The sequence below is a fragment of the Deinococcus arboris genome (assembly GCF_009755355.1).
Lineage (GTDB): Bacteria > Deinococcota > Deinococci > Deinococcales > Deinococcaceae > Deinococcus > Deinococcus betulae.
Window position 1 is genome coordinate 65129 of record NZ_WQLB01000020.1, and the last position, 15354, is coordinate 80482.

Annotated in this window: 14 protein-coding genes and 1 tRNA gene; 10 read left to right on the plus strand and 5 right to left on the minus strand. The window is 68.9% G+C overall.

The window, feature by feature from the left end; all coding sequences use genetic code 11:
- Positions 1-46 precede the first annotated feature (46 nt).
- Positions 47-376 (minus strand): hypothetical protein, encoded by a 330-nt coding sequence (locus GO986_RS14340; protein ID WP_157459994.1) that lies wholly within the window; start codon positions 374-376, stop codon positions 47-49.
- Positions 373-981 (minus strand): TetR/AcrR family transcriptional regulator, encoded by a 609-nt coding sequence (locus GO986_RS14345; RefSeq protein WP_157460010.1) that lies wholly within the window; start codon positions 979-981, stop codon positions 373-375. Before GO986_RS14345 ends, GO986_RS14340 begins: the two co-directional genes overlap by 4 nt.
- 140 nt (positions 982-1121) lie before the next feature.
- Here GO986_RS14345 and GO986_RS14350 point away from each other — a divergent pair, with 140 nt between their 5' ends.
- The 4 genes from GO986_RS14350 (at position 1122) to GO986_RS14365 (ending at position 3899) form a co-directional block, all read left to right on the plus strand.
- Positions 1122-2195, plus strand: coding sequence for a pyridoxal phosphate-dependent aminotransferase (locus GO986_RS14350; protein ID WP_157459995.1), 1074 nt, complete (start codon positions 1122-1124; stop codon positions 2193-2195).
- On the plus strand, positions 2192-2524 hold the full coding sequence (locus GO986_RS14355; RefSeq protein ID WP_369409385.1) for a CxxCxxCC domain-containing protein: 333 nt from the start codon (positions 2192-2194) through the stop codon (positions 2522-2524). Before GO986_RS14350 ends, GO986_RS14355 begins: the two co-directional genes overlap by 4 nt.
- Before the next feature lie 413 nt (positions 2525-2937).
- Positions 2938-3741, plus strand: coding sequence for a VC0807 family protein (locus GO986_RS14360; protein WP_157459996.1), 804 nt, complete (start codon positions 2938-2940; stop codon positions 3739-3741).
- A gap of 73 nt (positions 3742-3814) precedes the next feature.
- Positions 3815-3899 (plus strand) — tRNA-Leu (locus GO986_RS14365).
- 185 nt (positions 3900-4084) lie between these two features.
- On the opposite strand, the gene GO986_RS14370 is transcribed toward GO986_RS14365, so the two are convergent.
- Positions 4085-4888: a hypothetical protein gene (locus tag GO986_RS14370; protein ID WP_157459997.1), complete on the minus strand. Its 804-nt coding sequence runs from the start codon at positions 4886-4888 to the stop codon at positions 4085-4087.
- A 309-nt stretch (positions 4889-5197) separates the two neighbouring features.
- Here GO986_RS14370 and GO986_RS14375 point away from each other — a divergent pair, with 309 nt between their 5' ends.
- Entirely contained in the window at positions 5198-5428 is a 231-nt protein-coding gene (locus GO986_RS14375) for a hypothetical protein (RefSeq protein WP_157459998.1), read from the plus strand.
- Here GO986_RS14375 and GO986_RS14380 read toward each other — a convergent pair.
- Positions 5425-6021 (minus strand): GNAT family N-acetyltransferase, encoded by a 597-nt coding sequence (locus tag GO986_RS14380; protein ID WP_157459999.1) that lies wholly within the window; start codon positions 6019-6021, stop codon positions 5425-5427. The genes GO986_RS14375 and GO986_RS14380 overlap by 4 nt on opposite strands.
- A complete protein-coding gene (locus tag GO986_RS14385) occupies positions 6018-6425 on the minus strand; it encodes a ketosteroid isomerase-related protein (protein ID WP_157460000.1) in 408 nt (135 codons plus the stop codon). The genes GO986_RS14380 and GO986_RS14385 overlap by 4 nt, the downstream gene beginning before the upstream one ends.
- Positions 6426-6693: 268 nt before the next feature.
- On the opposite strand from GO986_RS14385, the gene GO986_RS14390 reads away from it, so the two are divergent.
- From GO986_RS14390 to GO986_RS14410, 5 genes are all read left to right on the plus strand, one after another.
- A complete protein-coding gene (locus GO986_RS14390) occupies positions 6694-10767 on the plus strand; it encodes a hypothetical protein (protein ID WP_157460001.1) in 4074 nt (1357 codons plus the stop codon).
- On the plus strand, positions 10764-11081 hold the full coding sequence (locus GO986_RS14395; protein ID WP_157460002.1) for a hypothetical protein: 318 nt from the start codon (positions 10764-10766) through the stop codon (positions 11079-11081). The genes GO986_RS14390 and GO986_RS14395 overlap by 4 nt, the downstream gene beginning before the upstream one ends.
- Positions 11082-11353: 272 nt before the next feature.
- Entirely contained in the window at positions 11354-12715 is a 1362-nt protein-coding gene (locus GO986_RS14400; protein WP_157460012.1) for a hypothetical protein, read from the plus strand.
- Between the two features lie 50 nt (positions 12716-12765).
- Positions 12766-13827 (plus strand): A/G-specific adenine glycosylase, encoded by a 1062-nt coding sequence (gene mutY, locus GO986_RS14405; protein WP_369409386.1) that lies wholly within the window; start codon positions 12766-12768, stop codon positions 13825-13827.
- Between the two features lie 258 nt (positions 13828-14085).
- Positions 14086-15312 (plus strand): PQQ-dependent sugar dehydrogenase, encoded by a 1227-nt coding sequence (locus GO986_RS14410; RefSeq protein WP_232337810.1) that lies wholly within the window; start codon positions 14086-14088, stop codon positions 15310-15312.
- Positions 15313-15354: the final 42 nt, after the last annotated feature.

Below are 15354 nucleotides of genomic sequence, written 5' to 3' on the forward strand. Positions count from 1 at the left end.
GAGGCCACGCGGACCTCCCTTTTCCTGAAGGGCCGCTGCACCTGCTCTATAACGTGCCGTCTTCCTCTTCCGCCGGCCCACTTTCAGACAAGCTCTGCGCACCTGCCTCAATAACCGTCAGCGAGCGCAGGGTGGTGCCCTGATGCCAGCCGTACTGCGGCTCTCTCAGGCCCAGGGCGGCCGCAATCGCCTCGGCGGCGCCGCGCTCCGGCTCGCCGTCCAGGCAGAACAGCAGAAATTTGCGTCCGCCCGGCGCAATGCGGATAAACAGGTCCTCGCCAATTTCCAGCTGCTGGGTGCGGCCCAGACGCTCGGCGCGGCCCTGGGCGTAGCGAATAGCCTCGCGGATGGGCACGGTCACGGTGGGGTGGCTCATGGCTGGGCCTCCTGGGCGGCATGTGCAGGCCGCAGACCCAGCAGCAGCATGTCGGCAAACTGCTCGGCTACGTCCCGTGGGGCCAGGGTGCCGCCGGGGCGGTACCAGGTATAGGCCCAGTTGACGGCCGACAGCACCAGATACGCCGTCATCTTGATGTCCAGTTCGGGGCGAAAATAACCCTCCTGCACGCCCTGGGTAATCAGCTCGCGGTAAAAGGCGTCAATGGTGTCGCGCCAGCCGGTGACGCGGTCATAGGCCTCGGGGGACAGGTGCTTCCATTCGTGAAAAAACACCGTGGCGCTGTCCATATTGTCGGCCACCACGCGGATGTGGCGGTACATGGCCTCCCGCAGCTTAGCGTCGGCGGGCCTGGGGTCGCCCCGCAGGGTAAACAGCGCCTCGTCAAATTGCCGCGACGCCTGGTTCACGATTTCGATCAGCAGCTCTTCCTTGCTCGAAATATGGGCGTAGAGGCTGCCGCCCTGCATGCCCAGTTCGCCGGCCAGATCGCGCATGCTGGTCGCGTGATAGCCGCGCTCGGAAAACAGGCGGCTGGCCGAGTCGAGAATCTGCTCGCGGCGGGGTTTGGGGGTGTCGGTCATGGTGGGGGCAGGGGGCGGCGTGGCCCCTGGGCTGCCGTGCAGCGTAGCACGCGGCCCAAACGGGCGTTTGGGTGGGATGCCGCCGGGGCAGTTTGTCATGGGTGGACGCGCCGGGCGGGGGGGGTGGTACAACGGGCCTCATGACGACAGAATCCGCTGCTGCCCCCGCCGGGGTGCGCGAGGCCGTGCGGCGCGTGCCGGCCTATCCGTTCACGCCGACCAACGAACCCATCAAGCTCGACCAGAATGAAAACCCCTACGACTTTCCGGCCGACCTGAAGGCCGAGGCCCTGTCGCGTATGGCGGCCCGCGACTGGAACCGGTATCCCGACCTGCACGCCGACGAGTTGCGCCGCCGTATTGGCGCGTATGAGGACTGGCCCGAAGCGGGCGTGGTGGTCACGCCGGGCAGCAACGTCCTGATCAAGCTGCTGACCGAGCTGGCCGGCATCGGGCAGACCGTCCTGACCGTCAGCCCTACTTTTAGTGTCTATACCCTGGAGGCGCAGCTGCTGGGCGCCCGGCTGGTCGAGGTGCCACTGAATGAAGACTTCAGCCTGCCCGTCGCCGCCCTGAAAGCCGAACTGGGGCGCCACGAGCCGGGTGTGCTGTACATCACCCAGCCGCACGCGCCCACAGGTGTGGTGGACAGCGCCGCGGCCGTGCGCGAGCTGGCCGCGGCGGCGGGCGACTGGGTGGTCGTGCTGGACGAGGCCTATCACCAGTACAGCGGCACCGACTTCCGCGACCTGACCCGCGCGGGCCAGGGCCGCCTGAGCCTGCGCACCTTCAGCAAGGCCTGGGGGCTGGCGGGCCTGCGCCTGGGCTACGCCCTGACCAGCCCGGAACTCGCCACGCAACTGCAAAAGCTGGTTCCTGCCTTCAATGTCAGTACGCTGACCCAGGCCGCCCTGGAAGTGGCCCTGGAGCAGCCCGCCTATGTGCAGGCCCGCGTGCAGGAAGGCGTGCAGGAGCGCGAGCGGGTCCTGGCTGCCCTAGCAGGTCACCCCACCTGTCAGGCGCTGCCCAGCCGGGCGAACTTCTTTCTGCTGCGCACGCCAGATGCGGCGGCCGCCTACGCGCAGCTGCGCGCGCGCGGGATCGTCACGCGGCGTCAGGACAGCTTTCCGGGTCTGGCTGGCTGCCTGCGCGTCGCCATCGGCACCCCCGCCGAGAACGACGCCCTGATTGCCGCCGTGAACGACCTGGGGTGAAGCTGTCCCCAGAGGAACGCGCTCGCTTTGCCGTGCCGCCCGGCGTGGCGCCGCGCAGTGCGCTGGTTACCGCCTGCACGGCGTGCGGGGCCTGCTGCGCCGCGCCCGATATTCACGCGCTGGGCAAGCCGCTGGGCGTACCGTGTGTGCATCTGGGCACCGACAGCGGCCAGGGGTGCCTGTGCGCCGTGTACGCCGACCGGCCTGCGGTGTGCCGCAGCTATCAGCCTGACTGGGTGTGCGGCGAGGTAGCGCCGCTGCCGACCCTGGAGGCGCGCACCGCCCGCTTCCTTCAGATTTACGGTCTGGAGGCTGAGGCAGGGCCGTGAGGATAGGGGAGACAGCCCTGCGGTGAGAGGGCTGCCGTCTCTTCCACGCGCCAAACGGACAGAACCAGTGGGCGAAGTCCACGCCTGGACTCTCTTCCTCATCCTGCTCGGCTTGACTCGTTGATGAACGCGAGTCAAGCCGAGCCTCTTTGCGTCAAGGGGATACAGGGTTGGGGCGGTGAACCACCCTGGGAGGAAAAGTGCCTCTGGGTGGGGATAGAGGCGAGCCGCGTCTGACATGGCCTCCCTTTGTTCTCTGGGTACGTTGGGGAGAGTGCCACCTCCTCTGCTTTGGCCTGAACTGCTGGGGCCACCGGTGGAGTCAGTGGCTCTCCAAGACGGTTGGGCCGCTTAGCCCAGCCGCCTGCTGGTTTCCACTCCGCTCTTCATGCCTGAATGCGAGAATGGCCCCCATGAGTCAAGCGGCCCCTACTTCCGCCCCCCGCGCGCGCATCCCCAAAACCGTCTGGGACCTGATCTTCACCCTCCTGATTCCCATCGTCATCCTCACTCCCAACATCCTGGGCAGCGGCATCAGCGTGGCCGACCAGGTGTTCGGCGGCGGCACGGCGGGCAACATCCGCGCCTATCTGCTGGCGGCGCTGGTGCCGGTGGCTTACGTGCTGTGGGACCTGCTGGTCAACCGCAACGTCAGCCCGGTGGCGCTGCTGGGCGGGGCCGGGGCCATCTTCAGCGGCGCGCTGGCTTTCTGGTACGTGGACGGCTTCTGGTACGCCGTCAAGGACAGCGCGCGGTCGTACCTCATGGGCCTGCTGTTTCTGATCAGTGCGGCGACCAGCGTGCCGCTGTTCCGGGTGTTTCTGGACGCCAGTTCGATCGGCGAGAGCCCCGAACACCGCGCGGCCACTGGGGCGGCGGTGCGTGATCCCCAGGTTCACCGGGGCCTGGTGCTGGGCACCGTGGTCTTCGCGGTGGTGGACCTGATCGGCGGTGTGGTGAACAGCGTCGTCAACTACGCCCGCGTGACGGCCAAGTTCGGCACCGACGCCTTTAACGCCCAGGTTGCTGAGGTGAACGCCATCATGCGCGTGCCCGGCCTGGCCATCAGCTTGGCGGGCGTGTTTGCCGCTATCTGGCTGGTGCAGCGCGCCGTTAAGGCCCGGTATGGCCAGGACGCCAGCCTGTTTGAACCCGCCAAGCTGACTGCTGCGATGCGCCGGCGCGGTGAGGCCCCCGAACCAGCGGCCGGCAGTTGACAGTTCTGGACTTCGCCGTTAAAGTAAGCGAGCCCTGAAACGCGCCCCAGCGCGGGCGCCCCCACCAAAGTGTGCCGAGGTGGCGGAATTGGTAGACGCACTAGTTTCAGGGACTAGCGCCGCGAGGTGTGTGGGTTCAAATCCCATCCTCGGCACCAGAAGACCCCCAGTGAATGCTGGGGGTTCTTTCTTGTTGTGGGTGTGGTGGTCCTGGCTATGCGGGCCTTCTGCTGTGCGTGCTGAACCTCGACTCCCAATGATGGCTGGGGGAGATCCCGCTCCGCTTCCTTTTCCATAAAGCAGCGCCCCTGGTGGATAACCAGGGGCGCTGTCTTAGGCGGTGTTACTCGTCGTCGCGGCGGTTGGTCCAGCCACGGTCAGCGCGGGCGCGGGGGCGGAACTCGCCCTGCTGCTGGTCCTCGCGGGGGCGGAAGGCCGGGCGGTCGCCGCCACGGTCGTCACGGGGACGGAAGCCGCCCCGGTCACCGCCGCCCTGGAAGCCACCACGGTCGCCGCCGCGGTCGTCACGGGGACGGAAGCCGCCCCGGTCGCCGCCACCCTGGAAGCCACCACGGTCGCCGCCACGGTCGTCACGGGGACGGAAGCCGCCCCGGTCGCCGCCACCCTGGAAGCCACCACGGTCGCCGCCGCGGTCGTCACGGGGACGGAAGCCGCCCCGGTCACCGCCGCCCTGGAAGCCACCACGGTCGCCGCCGCGGTCGTCACGGGGACGGAAGCCGCCCCGGTCGCCGCCACCCTGGAAGCCACCACGGTCGCCGCCGCGGTCATCACGGGGACGGAAGGTGCTGCGCTCGCCCCGGTCACCGCCGCGGAAGCCGCCCTGACCCTGGCTCTCGCGCATTTCGCGCATCTCGCGGCGCAGGCCGCGAATTTCCTTGGCCTGGGCTTCCAGCAGTTCTTTCAGCTCGGCCAGGACGCCCATCAGTTCGTCGGCGTCGATGTACTCGTCGTCTTCGCCGTCCTCACCTTCTTCGCCGTCGGCACTCAGGCCGGCCTCGGCCTCGTCTTCCTGGGCGTCCAGTACGGGGTCCTCGTCGGCTTCGCCTTCCAGCTGCGGAAGGATGTCGCGCAATTCCTCGGGGGTCTGCTCCTGCTGGGCCTGTGGCCGCTCGTTGTTGTCGGTCATGTGTCTTTCTCCTTTGGTCTGCACGGCGGGGGCCAGGGGGTGGGCGCGGGATGCGCGCATTCTCGACTCTCGTCCGCGTGCGAGCGTGCCCCCGAGTGTAGCACCCGGGCGCCGGGCCACGCCCCGCACGGGGAAGAGACCTGGCTGCGGCATCCAGAGCGCAAGAGGCACCTTAACCGCCGCCCAGGCAAACGAAGTGAGTCGCTGGAAGAAGCTGCGGTGTGGGCCGCAGGCAAGGGCGTCCTTAGACCGGCCTGCCGCCGTGAGGCCATCCGCGCAGGGTCAGGCCAGGACAGGTAAGCTGGACCTATGTTTGGTCGCCGCGTGCCGCCCCACATCGTTTTCGCCCTGAGCCTGCTGCTGGCGGCCCTGTGCGCCTGGGCCGCCTACGCGGGTCTGACTTCTGGCCGCACCATCTGGGGCGCCGTGGCGGCGGTGCTGGCCGTGTGGTTCGTGGTAGACGCTGTGCGCTCTTACAGCTGGGCGCAGAACAAGAAACGCCAGGACGCCGAGAAAGCCGCCCAGAAGCGGGAGCGCTAGGCCCGGACCCAGAAGTGCATGGGGTGCGCCGTGTCCTGGCCGGTGCCGAGCGGCGGCGGAATCTCGGGCCAGTGCAGGGTGGCGGCCAGTTCGGGGTGTTCGCGGTAGCCCCGCGCCGCCCAGAAGGCATGCAGGGAGCGCGCGGGCTGAGGCCGAGCGGGGTGCTGTTCGGGGCGCTGCACCGCGCAAAAGGCCGTGATCCCCAGCCCCAGCTGCGCCGCGTGGGCCTCACGGTGGTCAAAAAAAGCGTGGCCCAGCCCGCGCCCCCGGTACTCGGGCAGCAGCACGCTCTCGCCCAGGTACAGCACCTGTGCCGGGTCATAGGGCGAGTTCAGCAGGGGCCGCTGCAAGGCTTCTGTTTCCTGGGTCAGCGGCAGGGCGCTGCTGGCCCCTACCACCGCCGCGCCGTCCTGCGCCAGGACGACCAGGGCGTCTGGCGTCTGGAGCAGTGGCCGCAGATACGTTTCCTCGTAGTCGGCGCTGCCGGCATACAGATAGGGGTATTCGCGGAACACCGTGACACGCAGCCGCGCGAGTTCCGGTAGGTGCGCCGCCAGCTCGGGGCCGCGCAGCGGCGTGACCTTCAGGGTCAAGCGGAAACCTGCCGCGTCCAGTCGGCCAGGTTGTAATAGTTGGTGACGCGGGAGATGAGGCCCCCCTGCACCTCAAAAAAGGCGCCCACCGGCAGGGTATAGGTCTGCCCACGCGCCTCGGGCAGCCCGTGGTCGGTGTGCAGGTAGGTGCCCTGAATAACAAACTCGGCGCTGGCGCGCGTGCCGCCTTCGCCGACCATCACCACCAGGTCGGTGACCTGCTCGCGGTAGTGCCGGTCCATCCGGGCCAGAAAGGCGCTGAAGGCGGAGCGGCCCAGTTCGGTGCCGCCCTCGTTGATGTCGTGACGCACATCTTCGCTCAGCAGGGCCAGCATGCCAGCGGGGTCGGCGGCGTTGAAAGCAGCGTAGTACTGACGAATGACTGTCTCGGTCTGGGCGGTCATAGCCAGCAGGATAGAGGGACACGGCAAAGCCGACGGCGTGCGGCTCAGGCTGGGTAGGGTGCGGGGCATGTGCCCTGTGGATTCCGGCTCTGCTGTGGTCAGCACCGACCTGCTCCGCCTGATCTGCCCGCTCCACGGCAAAGCTGCGGCAGGCGGCGCCACTTCCCAACCGACTGAACCGCTGGTGCTGGGGTCCGTCTCAGCTGACCGCGTGCCCAGGCGGGGCAGGTACACTGTGGACCACTGCCCCACCCCCCAGAGGAGACACATGTTTGACCAGACCAAACGGCCGGCCAAGTCGGTTCAGCCTCAGGGGAATCCGACCCAGGGCAAGACGCCAGCTGTGACGCTGCCAGCGCTCAAGGGCAAGAAGCCAGGGACCACCCGGCCTGGGCCCGTCCGCCAGGAGAAGCCGGCCAAGCAGGCTGCCCCGACCACGCCCGGCCCCCAGCAGAGCCGCCCCGCCCCACAGGAACTGCTGCCCACCGACAACACCACGCAGGTGGGCACGCTGTCCGTGCCGCTGCCGGAAGGGCTGACAGCCCCCACCGAGGCCGAGATGTCGCTGGCGTTTATCCGTGTGTATATGCCCGAACTGCCGGCCGCGTATCAGGAAGGCTACGCGCGGGGCGTGGCCTACAGCCTGGAAACCACCAGTTTTGGCTCGGCGCCCATTCGGGACGGGGCCTTCACAGCGCGCATCACGCCGTACTGGGTGGAGGTCAAGAAGCACCCCGAGAAGTTTCAGGTCACGGCCGATGAGGTCACAGAGCAGATGCTTACAGGAGACCTGGGCGACTTGCCAGGACGCACCGAGACCATCTACAACGAACTGCACGCCCGCGCCCTGAGCTTTACCGATTCGGCGGCCCTGCGCGGCGCCCTGGAAGACTTGACCGACGAGCAGATGCGGCAGCTCAAGGCGCTGTATTACCGCGAGTACGGGGTGGACCTGGAGCAGGAGTTTGCGCGGATGGACCTGGCCATTGACGGCCAGGGGGTCAGGACCGAGGTGCTGCGCCGGTTGCGCCGGCCCAGGGACGAGGCGCAGCGGGCCACCTTTGACGCTGAAACGGCGGCCCAGGCGCTGATCAATGACCTGGGGGTCTTTGACGACGTGGCGCACATGGAAAAGGTGCTGCGCCAGATGGCGCCGGGGGCGCGCGCCGCGTTCAAGGCGGGCATCTCGACACCGGGGACGCGCCTGAACACCCTGTGGTTCCGGGTACGCCTGGCACGCGGGGACGGCAGCACCGACATGCAGGTGCTGCGGGCGCTGGTGGACGGCGACCCGGCGCGGGCCGCCGCGCTTCGGCTCTCAGAAGCCATTCAGGGGTGGTTTGGGGGCCGCGACGCCCTGAAAACCTATTCCGGGCCAGGGGCCGGGGCTTCCGGGGCCGAGATTATCGCCGCCTACGCCCGGCTGCGCCCCGGCCGCGACCTGCTGACCGACCTGCGCGCCGCGTACGGCGACGACGCCTGGTGCGACGAGGCCATCGCCTCTCTGTCCGGCAAGGCCGCCGAGGCCACCGCCGCGCGCATGGCCCAGCAGCGTGGGTGGTTTAGCACCGACGGCGGCAAGATGGCCGAGGAGCTGGAAAACAAGGAAGATCAGGAGCGCCAGGCCGCCCTGGCCGCTTTCAAGGGGCGCTACGGCGAAGTGGGCACGGGCCTGAATGCCGCCCAGCAGGCCCGCATTCAGGCGGCAGCCAGCAGCGGCAAGGTGCCGGAATGGATGATTCTGCGCGACGCCATCGAAGGGGCCGGCACCGATGAGGACGCCATTCGCAAGGTACTGTCTGGCCGCAAGAAAGAGGACGTCGTTCGGATTGCGCAGGACTACCAGCAACATACCCGCCGCAGCCTGGAAGCCGACCTGTTCAAATCTGAGTGGGGTTTTGCCGAACTGGACGGCCGCGACGCCTTCGAGATTCGTCAGGCGCTGCGCGGCGCCCCCGAGTCCACGGCCGAGAAGGTGCAGCGGGTCAAGGACAGTCTGGCTTTCGAGCGGGGGAGCACGGCGGGCAGCGCCGTGATGGACGGCCTGGAGTGGCTGGGCCAGCACAGCACCGGCAGCCGACTGCGCCAGGAAAGCCAGGCCCTGCTGGAGATGGTGACGCCCGAGGGCAACCTGAAGCCGGGGGTCAGCGCCGAGCGCTTTGAGCAGCAGTTTCAGCGCCAGCAGGCCGCCGGTCGCAGCTACGCCCGCGCCGAGAGCAGCGCGGTGGACACCATCAAGACGGCGGCCAGCATCACGGCCAGCGCGCTGGCGACCCTGGCCACGGGCGGCCTGGCCTCCGGCTGGCTGGCGGCGACCCTGGCCGGTGTGGTGGGCGCCGCCACCGGGGTGGGGGTGGACGTGGCCCTGCGCGGCGGCAAGGTGGGCAGCACCCAGATTGCCACCGACGCGGTCACAGGCGCGCTGGCCGCCGCTGTGGGCGGGGTGCTGCGTGACGGCAGCCAGCTGACCGCCCACCTGGACAAACTGACCAAGGTGTTTGGCAGTGCCTACGCGCGCAAGGTGGCTCTGGAAGCGGCGCGCAGCGCCCTGAACGGCGCGACCGAAAAAGGTCTGGAAGCCGCCACCAACGACGCCAACTGGCGCGCCGGCTACCTGGCATATGTGGCGGGGATTGCGGGCGGCGCGGGCCGTGGGGGCCTGGCCGGCAGCGTGTCGGGCGCCACCAAGGGCGTGGTCGGGCAGGTCAAGGTGCCGGGCCGGCGCGCCCAGCTGGCTGTCAAGGCCGCCGAGAGCGGGCTGGAAACGACGGCGGGGCAGGCCACCGAACTGGGCCTGGACCTGCTGCGCGGCCAGAACCTCAGCGCCGCCGATATTCAGAACCGCCTGGCCCAGGCCCTGATGAAGGCGGTGGGGGGCGCCGTGGGCAACGCGCTTGGAGACAGCGCCCTGCCGCCCAAGGTGCGGGCGCTGGCCAGCCGGGCCTACGAGGCGGCGGCGCAGCGCGGCCGCTCGGCGGCGGATATTGCGAGTGCTACCGTTACCGACCTCGGCGAACTGCTGCGCAGCGCGGGCGTGCAGGCCAAAGGGTCGGTTCAGGACCTGCGCCGGACGCTCACGGCCCTGCTGGAAGCGGCCCAGCAGTCGGCGCAGCGCCGTCTCAGGGCTCAGCCTAAATCCGGGGACACCTCACCGGAGCCGTCCCCCATGCCCACGAAGGCGCAGCCCCGGCCCAAATCCCAGCCAGCGGGCCTCACGTCTCAGCCCAAACCCCAGTCGAAATCTGGGTCAAAGGGGAGCGTCAGGCCAAAAGCCGAGGGCGCCCCAAAGACCCCCAAGCGCGTCGCCTTGGAGAAAAACCGCCAGGCCCTGCAGGAGGACACCCCGCAGACGCCGGTCAAGGTGGCCCCCACCCCCGCCGAGGCGGCCCTGATAGAGCGCATTGGCCGCAGCAACTATGACAGCCTGGCCCGCGTGCTGCGCGCCGCTGGGGTCACGGACGCCCCGCCCCTGATGACGGCGCTGCTGGGCCACGTGTATGACCCGCTGGAACTGCGCGCGCATCTGCGTAAGGTGGACAGTCCGGCAGGCCTGCTGGACCTGTTCGGGCAGTACCCGGCACCGGCTGTCCGTGAGGCCCTGAGCAGCCTGGACAGCCGCAGCATCAAACCGGCCTACGCGCTGCGGGTGCTGCGCCTGCAACTGGCGTCCCCCGTGACCACCACGCCCCTGCGCCCCGAACAGGCGGCGCTGCTGAACACCAAGGTCTGGACCGCCGAGGCCATCGCCCGCCTGTCTCCCGAAGACCGCGCCCGCCTGGACCCCAAGCCCAACACCGACGTCACGAGCGCGCAGCACGCCCTGCTGGATTCGCTGTACCGCGGCCGCAACCCGCAGCGCCTGGCCGACGCCACACCCCAGGCGCAGGCCGACGACGCCGCGCTGGGCGAGCGTTATCAGGCGGTGCTGAAAGAGATCCTGGCCGACAGCAGCACCGACTACGTGTACCGCATCACAAGCCGCTGGGTGGTGGAGAACAAGTACAAGAAAGACGGCAAGATTCCCGCCGCCTTCATGACCAACGTGCAGCCCACCGACGCCAATGAAGCCGCCTATATGGCCCAGATTGAAGGCCGCTGGTACGCCCCGACCGAGGGACTGCCTGAGGTCGTGCTGAAGATTCCCAAGTCGGCCCTGAGGCTGGAATCGGTGCGCGCCCTGAAAATCAGCGGTGACAACCCGGACCTGCTGGGCTACGAGCTGACCACCGCCGCCTACCCCACCGCAGGTCAGGGCGGCGTGCTGCAATTTTCCGGCGAGACCACCACCTTTGACCCCGCCTGGGTCATTCCGCTGCAGGCCGTCAATCCGGGGCGCAAGTGACGCCGGCCTCCGTTCCATTAGACGCGGCGGCCCGCGCGGCAGTGGGTCACCTCCTGAGTGCTCTGTACGCCGAGCACGCGGCCGCGCCGCCCAGTCTGGCGCCACTGCTGGCCCCCGGCCTGGCGGCGCAGGCCCAGCGATACGGGGTGACCCCGCCGCACGAAGAGACTTTCCGGCAGGACGTGCTCAGCATGGCCGGGGCGTTTGCGGCGCACACCGACTGGGCCGAATATCACGCCCTGGCCACGGGCGAGTACGCCGCGCTGATTGACCTGCCTGCGGTCATTACTCGGCGGCTGGCGGCGCTGATTTAAGCGCATGGAAAAGCCCACTGGGACGGAGGGTTTCGGCATTTTCAGGAGGAGGTCATAGCTGGCCAAGAGGCTCGTTGCGGACTCCAGTCGGCTCTATCTGAGCGGTGATGACCCGCCTGCCGCTCTCCAACTCCTGACCTTCCTATAGTTTTTGCACGGCTCTTGCACAGAAAGTCTGCTACTTTAGGAAAAATTTATTCTGCTGTGCGTGGTTCTGCCTGGCATCTGGGGGGGTGCAGGGCGGGGACCAGAGGAGTTCATGCGTGAAAGCAATGCGCTATGTCATCACCCGGCCCTGCCTGCAAGAAGGCAGTCTGCGTCTACTCAAGTATCTGGGCGCCACCTTTCCGTCGGCGGGACCAGTCACGCTGCTGGATGACCGGGGCCAGGAATACACGGCGCAGGTTGACCCAGAGCGGCAGCGGGTGTGGGGGCTGGGGGCGCTGTACCAGGCGCAGAATCTGGGCGTCAACGACGTGCTGGTGATTACGCCGCTGACGCTGGGGCGCTACCAGGTGGAGGGCATTGTCAAGCCGCACGCGCCGCCCCCTGCCCCCCGCCGGGACACGCCGCCGCGCCCAGAAACGCGCCGTGTGGTGGTCAGCTCGACTCCCCATGTGCGTGAGGTGCGCCTTCAGGAAGTGGGCCGCGCCGAGGCCGCTCGCCCTGACAGCCCTCCCCGCACGGAAGCGGCCCGCGCAGAAACGACCCGTCCAGAGGCGAGTCGCCCCGAGGCTGCGGCCCCCTCCGAGCCGCGCACAGAGGCTCGCCGGGAGGACTCGTCCCGGCCGGCCACGGCGCCGCGTCCCCGGCCCGAGGCGTCCCCTGAACCTCACCGCGCTGTCAGTGTCGCCCCCGTGACCCCAGACGCGCCCGCCCGCCGGGTCCAATCAGGCAGCGCGGCGCCGGTCAAACCACTGGACGTGCGTTTTGCCAGCCCTGCCTCTCCCAGTCCGGCCGCCTCAGCCATCACCCCCGAAACGCAACTGGCCGAACTGGCGCGCCTGACGGGCTACCGCCTGGACCAGCTGGGGGGCGGCGTGCTGCGCCTGAAGGCCGACCTAGGCGCCCATGGGTACTCGGTGCTGGTGGCGACCAGTGAGGCCGCCGTGCAGACGCCCGCCTGGAAAGAACAGGCCGACTACTGTGTCCTGCTGACCACGGAACAGGAGCGCCCCGCCGGCACGCCGCGCCTGACGCGCGAGGCCCTGGCCGCCCTGATTGACCACGCGATGCTGGCGCCGCTCTCGGCGGTCGAACTGCGCGGGTACTGGAAAGCGGGCAGCGTGGACCTGGAATCGGCCGCCAGTGTGGCCGAACTGGTGGGCGCGCACCTCGCGCAGCGCGGGGCCTTCAGCGCGGTGCTGCTGACCCTGGCGCAGCAGCCGGCCCACAGCGTGGTCAGCGTGCAGCGCCTGGCCGAACGCCTGGGCAGCGGCGTGACCTACGCCGAACTGGGCGGCATTCTGGACACCCTGACCCGCGCGCCCTTCCTGGCCCTGACCCCGCTGCCGGGCGGCGGCTACCTGCTGCGAGCGGGTGTGCCTGACCTGCTGACCGACCTGACCGAGTACGCCGAGGGCGTGCGCCGCCGCCTGCGCGTGCCGGCCGAGCGCGAGCGCCTGCGCGCCTGACCCCAACCTCGGCCACGGTCCTGCGGTCACCGCGCCTCTAGACTGGCGCGGTGACGGCTTTTTCTGAGGCAGAGGCAGGGCCGGCGCCCCTGCCCGTGCCCGCCCTGCGCGCGGCGCTACTGGCCTGGTTTGACCGCGCCGGGCGTGACCTGCCGTGGCGGCGCGGCCCCGAGGGCGGGCGCGACCCCTACCGCGCCTGGGTGGCCGAGGTCCTGCTTCAGCAGACGCAGGTGGCGCGCGGCCTGGGCTACTACGACCGCTTTCTGACGGCTTTTCCTACGGTGCAGGCGCTGGCCGCTGCGCCTATCGACGACGTGCTTAAAGCCTGGGAGGGCTGCGGTTATTACGCCCGCGCGCGCAACCTGCACCGCGCGGCGGGTCTGGTGGCGGCCCAGGGCTTTCCTACCACCTACGCGGGCTGGCTGGCCCTGCCCGGCGTGGGGCCATACACGGCGGCGGCCCTGAGCAGCTTCACGCTCAATGCCCCCTGCGCGGTGAACGACGGCAATGTGCGCCGGGTGCTGGCGCGGCTGCGCGCCCAGGCTGTGCCCACGCCCGCCTGGGTGCAGGCGCAGGCGGACACCCTGCTGGACCCCGCGCGGCCCGGCGCCTGGAACGAGGCGGTCATGGATCTGGGCGCGACGGTGTGTATCCCCAAGGCTCCGCGCTGTGCCCAGTGCCCGGTGAGCGCGTGGTGCGCGGCGCGGGCAACCGGGCAACCGGCGGCCTATCCAGCGCCGAAAGTCCGGGCGGCCGTGCAGGAGGTGCAGGCGGCGGCGCTGCTGATTGGCGACGCGGCCCACGCCTACCTGGAGCGGCGCGAGGGCGCCCTGCTGGGCGGGCTGATGGGGCTCCCCACCGAAGCCCTGCGGCCCGGTGAGGCGGCTACGTCGGCGCTGGTGCGGCTGTGTGACCGACTGGGGGCGCAGCCCGGTCACCTGCTGGGGCAGGTGCGTCACGGTATGACCCACCGGCAGGTCACCTTGCACGTCTACGCGGCCCAGGCTGAGCTACCCCGGCAGGACACGGGCCGCGCCGCCCTGTCCCGCCTGGATCAGAAAGCTCTGGCCCTAGTCGGTAGCCGGCAAGCCGGGCTGTTTCCCGTGGAGTGAATAGAGGAGGGGGTTGCAGGTTGGAATGAGGAGAGGCTTGCTCTGCTGCACCTTTCTGAAAGCGTGAGCGTCCGAGAAGCGCACACACTCTAAAACCCCACTGCCTATGGACTTCTGGTCTGATAGCAGTGGACCTGCCCTCAAGCTGCTCTTAGTTGTACCTGTAAATACATTCGCTTTTCTTCACGCTGAGCCCGCTTTAAGGGCGGCTTCAGGGCGTCTCATCTGTCCATGCCAGCGGCAAGAGAGGGTAGAGCTATGACCTTCCGAATGCTGGTTCTGGCTGGGCTGCTGTGCGGCGCGGCGGCCGCTCAGGGCACCCCCACCCCCAAGCCGCTGCCCCAGCCCCAGGCTCCGGCCACGGTGACCGCCACCCGCAGCGAACCCACCCCGCAGGAATTCACAGCCGACAAGCTGGCGCGACTGAAGGTGCCGGCGGGCTTCACCATCAAGGTGGTGGCCACCGGACTGGGCAACGCCCGCATGCTGCACGTCATGCCCGACGGCGGTATCTACCTCACCCGGCGTGGGCAGAACGATGTCTGGTATCTGAAAGACGTCAATAAAGACGGCAAGATTGAAGCCGTAGAGCGCCGTCAGGTGGCGCAGAACCTGACCTCGGCGCACGGCATTGCCGTCCGGAACGGCAAGCTGTATATCGCCGGGGCCAGCACCATCTGGGTCATGGATATAGCCAAAGACGGCAGCCTCAGCCGCCCGCGCGTCTTTGCTGACCGCCTGCCCGAGCCAGGGCAGCACTCGGCGCGCACGATTGCCTGGGGGCCGGACGGCTACCTGTACGCCTCGTTTGGCAGCCAGAACAACGACGCGCCCACCCCCAACCCTGAGGTGGCGGCCCTGCTGCGCATCGCGCCCGACGGCAAGAGCCGTGAGGTCTACGCGTCTGGCTTACGTCACACCATCGGCTTTGGCTGGCAGCCGGTCACGGGCGCCCTGTACGGGTTTGACCAGGGGAGCGACTGGCACGGCGACAACATTCCGCCCGAAGAACTCAACGTGATTCAGCGCGGCAAGAACTACGGCTGGCCCTTTTGCTACGGCGACAAGGTGGTGGACCCGTACGTCAACAGCCGCGCGCCAGGCAACATCACCAACGCCGAATACTGCGCGGGCACCCAGGGCAGCGTCCTGACCTACACCGCCCACGCTGCCGCTATCGCTGGCACCTTTTATACTGCCTCGCAGTTCCCCGCCATGTACCGGGGCGACATGTTTGCCGCCATGCGCGGCTCGTGGAACCGCAGCGAGCCCAGTGGTTACGAAATCGTGCGCGCCGACTTTGACGAGGCGGGCCAGCCCCAGAGCGTGACCCCCTTCGTGACCGGGTTTGTGTACGAAGAGAATGGGGAGTGGAAGCAGTTTGGGCGGGTGGCCGGTGTCGCCACGTACACCGACGGCAGCCTGCTGTTCACCGACGATCAGAGCGGTGTGCTCTACCGCGTCCTGTACACCGGAGGCAACTAAATGAAGACCTTGCTCCCTGCCGGCCTCCTGATCGGCGCTGCG